This is a genomic window from Streptococcus sp. HMSC071D03 (genome assembly GCF_001812125.1).
GTDB lineage: Bacteria > Bacillota > Bacilli > Lactobacillales > Streptococcaceae > Streptococcus > Streptococcus pseudopneumoniae_N.
Genome location: NZ_KV807803.1, coordinates 1 through 380 on the forward strand (window position 1 = coordinate 1; position 380 = coordinate 380).

The window sequence follows — 380 nt, forward strand, 5'->3', positions numbered from 1 at the left end:
TCAAGGCTTCTTGGACACCTGATGGTGCCTTATCCAGGCTATCATAAAGACTCATCTTCAAGCCTTTCACAACTTGACCTTTAGAATCCGTCACTTGAACACCATCTTGATTGATAGTAACAGCTTCTTCTGGGTAATCATCAACGATATAGAACCCTTTACCAATACGGTCTTTATCTGCTTCGATGCCCTTGTATTGGCTATAATCTGCCGTCACCTTGTAGTAGTTTACAGATCCTGCTAAGACCTGTTTCCCATCGATGTTCACGCCTGCTTTGTTCAGATTCTTCTTAGTTGGTTTAACAGTAGGAACATTATTTACAACTGTTTCCGTGATATAAGCTGAACCAAAATCAAGCTGATAAGCCGTATTCTCATAC

Annotated in this window: 1 protein-coding gene; it reads right to left on the minus strand. The window is 40.8% G+C overall.

Annotation, left to right across the window (positions count from 1 at the left end; all coding sequences use genetic code 11):
• Positions 1-380: SspB-related isopeptide-forming adhesin (locus tag HMPREF2837_RS09065; protein WP_148131858.1), on the minus strand; the 380-nt coding region annotated here is incomplete at both ends.